The 6241-nt window shown below is 52.9% G+C and carries 7 protein-coding genes and 1 pseudogene; 3 read left to right on the forward strand and 5 right to left on the reverse strand.

The features are described from left to right. A partial coding sequence (locus VKV29_RS00205; protein WP_324199278.1) for an FAD-dependent oxidoreductase occupies positions 1–837 on the reverse strand: 837 nt, incomplete at its 3' end. A 218-nt stretch (positions 838–1055) separates the two neighbouring features. Between VKV29_RS00205 and VKV29_RS00210 the strand changes: the two genes are divergently transcribed. Then, a complete protein-coding gene (locus VKV29_RS00210) occupies positions 1056–1802 on the forward strand; it encodes a ThuA domain-containing protein (RefSeq protein ID WP_324199279.1) in 747 nt (248 codons plus the stop codon). A gap of 7 nt (positions 1803–1809) precedes the next feature. Here VKV29_RS00210 and VKV29_RS00215 read toward each other — a convergent pair whose 3' ends face one another. Continuing rightward, entirely contained in the window at positions 1810–2340 is a 531-nt protein-coding gene (locus tag VKV29_RS00215; protein WP_324199280.1) for a hypothetical protein, read from the reverse strand. A gap of 166 nt (positions 2341–2506) precedes the next feature. On the opposite strand from VKV29_RS00215, the gene VKV29_RS00220 reads away from it, so the two are divergent. Next, positions 2507–3154, forward strand: coding sequence for an RNA polymerase sigma factor (locus VKV29_RS00220; RefSeq protein ID WP_324199281.1), 648 nt, complete (start codon positions 2507–2509; stop codon positions 3152–3154). A gap of 26 nt (positions 3155–3180) precedes the next feature. Further along, positions 3181–4371, forward strand: coding sequence for an anti-sigma factor family protein (locus VKV29_RS00225; protein ID WP_324199282.1), 1191 nt, complete (start codon positions 3181–3183; stop codon positions 4369–4371). 89 nt (positions 4372–4460) lie between these two features. Here the strand turns inward: VKV29_RS00225 and VKV29_RS00230 are convergent, their stop codons facing one another. From VKV29_RS00230 to VKV29_RS00240, 3 genes and pseudogenes are all read right to left on the reverse strand, one after another. Continuing rightward, positions 4461–4748 carry a hypothetical protein gene (locus VKV29_RS00230; RefSeq protein ID WP_324199283.1) on the reverse strand — a complete coding sequence of 96 codons (288 nt, stop codon included), beginning with the start codon at positions 4746–4748 and terminating at the stop codon, positions 4461–4463. Between the two features lie 25 nt (positions 4749–4773). Next, positions 4774–5901, reverse strand: a complete 1128-nt coding sequence (locus tag VKV29_RS00235) for a DUF1343 domain-containing protein (RefSeq protein WP_324199284.1) — start codon at positions 5899–5901, stop codon at positions 4774–4776. 21 nt (positions 5902–5922) lie between these two features. Continuing rightward, positions 5923–6241 (reverse strand): annotated as a pseudogene (locus VKV29_RS00240) (hypothetical protein); the annotation flags it as partial.

The following is a 6241-nucleotide window of genomic DNA, read 5'->3' on the forward strand; positions in this document are numbered from 1 at the left end:
GTTGAACATAAAGCGTTCCCCCTTCCCGTTGCGCAGAATGCCTCCTTCCCCGCGCACTCCTTCTGTCACGAGGATGCCGCGCATACCTGGAGGCCATACCATGCCGGTTGGGTGAAACTGCACCATCTCCATATCAAGAAGCTCGGCACCGGCCTCAAAGGCCATCATAACACCATCACCGGTTCCTTCCCACGAATTGGAGGTATAACGGTACATGCGCCCCCAACCACCTGTTGCGAGAACGATAGCCTTCGCGCGAAAAACGATAAAGTTGCCGGATTCGCGATAGTAGCCAAAGGCTCCTACCACTCTATCCCCCTCCTTGAGGAGGCGGGTAATGACTACCTCCATGAAAACATCCATGCCGAGGCTAACGGCTTTATCTTGGAGGGTACGGATGATCTCCAGCCCTGTACGGTCGCCCACGTGGTTGAGACGGCGGTATTTATGACCGCCAAAGGGGCGCTCTGCTATCAGGCCGTCTGGGGTTCGGTCGAACACCGCGCCATACTGCTCAAGTTCCAACACACGTTCTGGCGCCTCTTTCGTGAATATCTCGACCATTCGCCAGTTGTTAAGGAAGGCACCACCCTTCATGGTATCAACGAAGTGGACCTCCCAGCTGTCCGGCTCTTTGGTGCCGTCGGGCTGATCCATATTGCCTAGAGCCGCAGCCACACCGCCTTCGGCCATAACGGTGTGCGCCTTGCCGAGAAGTGATTTGCAGACCACTGCAACGCGACAACCGGCTTCTCTGGCGGCGATGACAGCTCGAAGGCCTGCACCGCCTGCCCCGATAACCAATACGTCATAGTCATATGTCTCGTAGTTTTCCATAACTGCTACACCTGAGTTTAGCGCTCTCAGATTCTTTTTACGTCTATCTAGAATCATAATAGCACAGATCGGAGATAAAAGGAAATGAAATGTTAAAATAGGAATTAGAAGCTAGGCTAATAGAAGGGCATGACGAAGAATTCGATGTTTGATAGTACAATAGGATACACCAAATTCGCTTAGGTTGGCCAACACACCTGTGAGGGAGGAAAAGCAGATTGGATAGGCGTGTGATTCGCGTTACGGTATGGGGTGAAAATGTACATGAAAAGCGGCAACCGGAGGTGCGAGCGATCTATCCCCAAGGCATGCATACCACGATAGCAGAAGGGATTAAGAAGCATTTAGGCGATGGGGTGGAGGTCCGGACGGCAACGCTGGATCAGCCCGAGCATGGGTTATCGGAGGAGGTGTTAAGTGCCACCGACGTTCTAACTTGGTGGGGGCATATTGCCCATCATGAAGTGGAAGATCGCATTGTTGAACGGGTGCATGAGCGGGTCTTAGGCGGGATGGGATTGATCGTGCTGCATTCCGGCCATTGGTCGAAAATATTTGTGCGACTTATGGGAACGACTTGTGCCTTGCGTTGGCGTGATGACGATAGGGAGATCGTCTTCACGGTGAATCCAGGGCACCCCATAACGCGCAATGTGCCTCCGGTTTTTATCATTCCGCAGCAGGAGATGTATGGCGAATACTTCGACATTCCTCAGCCGGATGAGCTGATTTTTATTAGCTCTTTTCGAGGCGGCGAGGTATTTCGCAGTGGCTGCTGTTTCACGCGGGGGCAGGGGCGCATTTTTTATTTTAGTCCGGGGCATGAGACCTATCCGGTGTATCATCAAAAAGAGGTTCAGCAGGTTATCGCCAATGCTGTGGAGTGGGCTTATTCCCCGCCCAAGCCTCGCTATGCCACCTCAACGTGCATCCACTCTCCCTTGGGCTGGTACGAGCAGCTGTAGGTAGGCTTCAGAAATCACCAAAGCTATCGGGGTTAGGACCGGTGGTTTCAACGTGTACGATGCGCCATTCTGCGGTGTGATACAGTCCAAAGAGATGGGGGATCGAAACCTGGCGGAAGTAGAGGGTGATGCGCCCGGCGTACTCATCGGAAGTATAGTCTGGACCTTGATCGCGCAGGTTGAAATAGAATGAAACCGAAGGCTCTTCAAGGCCGACGCCCTTCCCCTCGTTGTCATTATGAAACTGCACATCGCTAATGGTTGGCTGAGGGGCTTGCATCACGCGGAAGGCACGAGCAATAAGCAGACGTGCCTTCTGCGCATCCATGTCGCCGATGAGCCGCGTGTTGGGGGCCACATAACGCATAATGCCCTCGACATCTTTTTGGCGCACCGCCTCTTGAAGGTCATGCAGAATCTGCTGGGCTTGTGTGAGGTCAAACTGCCTCGGCTTTTCTTGCGAGACGAAGTAACTCATTGCCAGAATTGCAATAAGGAGCACACTCAATCCCAAGGCGATCCAGGAGCTGCGTTGCATATCTTTTCCCCTCTGTTGTGCAGTGTACCATTGTATAACAGAGGAGATGATACGTCAAGAGGATTGTGAACGGGTGGCACAAATCTGAATGAACCCTTTGCAGCCTAAATACAACAAAAAGAGTAGAGCTACTGCTCGTGAGGCAGAAGCAAAGAGAGCATCGTTTATGTCTGCTTATCCGGAACACGGCCAATTGCTGCCGACGCAGAGACCTCCAAAGAACGAAGCGTCGGCACGTTCTCTCAAGCTGGCAGACCAGGAGCTGGTCGCCAAGATCGTTGCGGGTGACAAGCAGGCATTTGCCCAAATTATTGACCGTTTCAGTAGCCGTATCTACCGCTTAGCCTATCGGATGTGCGGATCGGCTATGGATGCGGAGGACCTGACCCAAGAGATATTTCTGGCAATCTATCGAAGTTTGCCTAGCTTTCGTGGTGATTCCGCTCTATCTACCTGGGTCTATCGGGTAGCGATGAATCACTGTGTGGATTTTCAACGACGGCATCGGCCAGAAACCCTGTCGCTCGATGAGCAGCTTGTTGTGGTGACAAATAGGTGGTGCGATAACCCCCAAGAAGCGCTCAGTAAAGAGGAGTTAGGAAGGCAGATTGAGGAGGCGTTAGCCCGTCTCGCGCCTCATCATCGTGAAGTAGTGATACTGCATGAACTGCATGGGCTGACCTATGCCGAGGTGGCTAAAGTTCTCCAGATACCGGTGGGCACCGTAAAGTCGCGCTTATCAAACGCTTTTCGCCAGCTGAGGGAACTGCTGCGAGATTATGTAGAGGACGATAAGAATGAGGGTGCGGAGTGAGGTGTTTTATGAGGCCATATCATAATTTGCAATCTAGAGTGCACCTTTGGTATAAGGATCAGTTAAAAGCCTGTTTGGATGGAGAAGTATCTCCACCGATCTACGCTCTCTTGCGCCATCATATTGCGCGTTGTGAAGAGTGTCGAGAGGAGCTTGGCGCCTTGCGCCGTATCAGTTCGCTGCTTCAAGTAGGCGCGCAGGAGCCTACACCATGGCCAGGGCTGGCCTCGAAAATTTTAAGCTTTATTCCAGAGCAGCCTGTAGGCCCGTTCAACACAGCAAACAGAAGATCGTTGTGGCACCGCAGTGGAGTTGCGGTTGTGGTGGCAGTTATCTGTGCCGTCTGCTTATGGGTTATCGTTAAATTCAACCGGCCAGATCGGAACCTCACGGGGAGTGGGCTGCAGCATTCAAATTCTCATCAGGCTATGTCCCTCGGTCGAACGACACCGCAGCAGGTGGCGGCCGTTTCGAAAACGCCTTTATCGAAGGAGCCGTTTGGGGCGAAGAGGGGAGTCAGAGGGCAGCAGGAGCTGGCTATGGGGCGCACAGCAGTTGCGACGCCTTCCTCCCAATTAGACCAGAGGCAACAGGGTGCAGGAAGCCTTCTCACTGCCCCTCAAAGCCGGCGTTCTTCCCCTTCATCAACGCCTTTTGGAAGCGGAACGCCTGACGATCCATTGAGACTTTCAATAGCAGTGGATAGCATCAGTACATCCTGTGCTCATTTGATGGAGGTTGTACAGCGCTATGGGGGTGCTCTTACGATGGCCAGCAAGCCTATAGATAGCGCCTATAATCTTCCTTTGGATTCCGACCCTGCGGCTTGTTACCTGTTGGTTCGTGTGCCTGCCAGTCACGCCAAAGCTTTCTATATGGAGTTGCGTAGGATGGCAGTCGGTAAGCCATCACCGAGTCAGCCTGAAACGGCCTTGAGCGAGGATGTTGCAACCTTGAGAGCATACCGGCCTCCGATCGTCTTCGTGAAACCGTCGCCATTGCTGTTTGACGCTCCTGCCTCTACCCCGAAGGGGCGCACAGTCAAGAAGCCGTCTGCCAAACCATCTGTTCAGCTCCCGCCGCATAGTCGGCAACCGGTTGACATGCCTCTCGCGAACCCGGTGGAGTCTGGGAGAACGGTGGTCTACATTGTGCGGCTACATGTCCCAAATCCGCCATCGAATCTAACGGAAAGGGGAGCATTCTTGAATCGTTAGGAGTTATAGTAATTTGCGGTTTGAAAACCCCGCTGTTTGTCCGTTGGGATGAAAAACCGCGTCCTACTTAGCAGGACTTTTCCTTTCGTTTACGGGAGAATGGCTCTGTTCGTTTGAGTGGTCAAACCGGTCTGCGAAGGCAAAGTTTCCTGTGTTTGCGCTTTGCGAGAGCCAAGCAGGGTTAGGAACACAAGGTTGGTTGCCCTTTCGAGGTGACGGTGTGCCACGCCCCCTACGAACAGGGTTCCGTTTTCAATAATGTTGGCGGCAGGACGTGCCGACACGCGAAACGCCTGTGGAGCAGACGGTAGACTTGACACGTCAAGCAGTCTGCGATGAAACCGGAAGCCGCACGGACGAGCCGTGTGGTCCTTCACCCGCTCCTAGTATCGAGCAAGCACCTTAATAGAGCAGGCAGGAAGCGATACGTTCGCGGAAGGCCTGCTCGTCTGTTTCAAGAAGTGTGAAAATCTCCTCTTTGGGAGCGTTTTGAACAATGGCATTGAAGACTTTTTGATTTGCCAAAAGTCTAAGGTAGTTCTTTGTTTCCCAATACTCTGGAAACAGTTGTCGTAAAGCCAAGGCGATCGTGAGACCGGTACGCACCGGGCGGAAAACCTCGCGGTGGGTTACGATGATCTCCACTCCAAAGCAGGTATGGCCGGCATACTGGCGAGTGGAAGGTTGGAACTGGACGGGAATGAAACAGACACCTGGTAGCGAGGCTGCATTCAAGGTTGCTGCAAGTTTTCTGGCGTCTATCCAGGGGGCACCAATCCATTCGAATGGGGTATCTGTCCACCGTCCCACAGAGAGGTTAGTAAACTCCAGCAGGCCGATGCCGGGATAGAGGAGTGCCTGGCGTAGCGAACGCATATTCGGCGAGGGGTTAATCCAGATCAAATTGGTGGCATCCCAATAGTCTTTACGTTCCCATCCCTCAAGTCGTACGATGTCGAGCTGAAGAGGTAGCTCTAGCTCTCGTATATAGAGAGTAGCGAGTTCGCCTAAAGTAAGCCCGTGGCGGATGGGAATAGGGTGGCAGGCCGTAAAGTCGAGCCGGTCTATTTCAGCCAAAGGTCCTTCGATTAGCTGACCGCTGAGAGGATTCGGACGGTCGAGAACGATAAAAGCAATTTGAGCCTCAGCGGCTGCTTCCATCGCGTATTTTAGCGTGCTGATATAGGTATAGAAGCGTACCCCAATGTCTTGGATATCGTAGACCAGCACGTCCACATCACGAAGTTGTTCGGGTTGAGGGCGCGTTCGTGCTCCGTACAGGCTGTAGATGGGGAGCCCGGTAATGGAGTCGTGCGAATCGGACACCGGTTCGTCTACGATACCTCTAATGCCGTGTTCTGGACCGAAAAGAGCGGTCAGTTTGACGCCGTTGGCATTGTAGAGAAGGTCGAGGGTAGATCGCCCTTCGCTATCGCGTCCGGAGTGGTTAGTGATAAGCCCAACACGTTTGCCCTTCAGTAAGGCGAAGTTGTCTTGAACGCAGCGATCGATTCCAAGAAGTACCGGCATTTATGTTTCCTTGAGAGGGCATTAAGCGATGACCTGGCCGGATAGAGTTGCGAGAGGAATAAAATCGGAATCGGCAGGAGGTTCCGGCATTGGTTCTAGAGTCTCATCGCCGATCTCTCCTATGGCTCCATCGAGAGTCGTTTCAAGCAGTCGTACTTGCACTAATTTCCCGACAAGATGGGAACCACCGGCAAACTGTACCCGGATATAGTTGCCGGTATAGCCTCCAAGTAGACCTGCAGATTCCTCTTTTGTGGGAGGAAGCGTTTCGTTCTCCGAAGAGGGTTCTACTGGAGCTCCTCTTCCTTCCACAAGAACCTCCATGGTGCGGCCGAGGTAG

This window comes from Chthonomonas sp., assembly GCF_035294165.1.
GTDB lineage: Bacteria > Armatimonadota > Chthonomonadetes > Chthonomonadales > Chthonomonadaceae > Chthonomonas.

Coding starts and splice junctions, on each gene's coding strand:
- VKV29_RS00215 (WP_324199280.1), bottom strand. CDS start 2,340: ATGCAACGCAGCTCCTGGATCGCCTTGGGATTGAGTGTGCTCCTTATT.
- VKV29_RS00220 (WP_324199281.1), top strand. CDS start 2,507: ATGTCTGCTTATCCGGAACACGGCCAATTGCTGCCGACGCAGAGACCT.
- VKV29_RS00235 (WP_324199284.1), bottom strand. CDS start 5,901: ATGCCGGTACTTCTTGGAATCGATCGCTGCGTTCAAGACAACTTCGCC.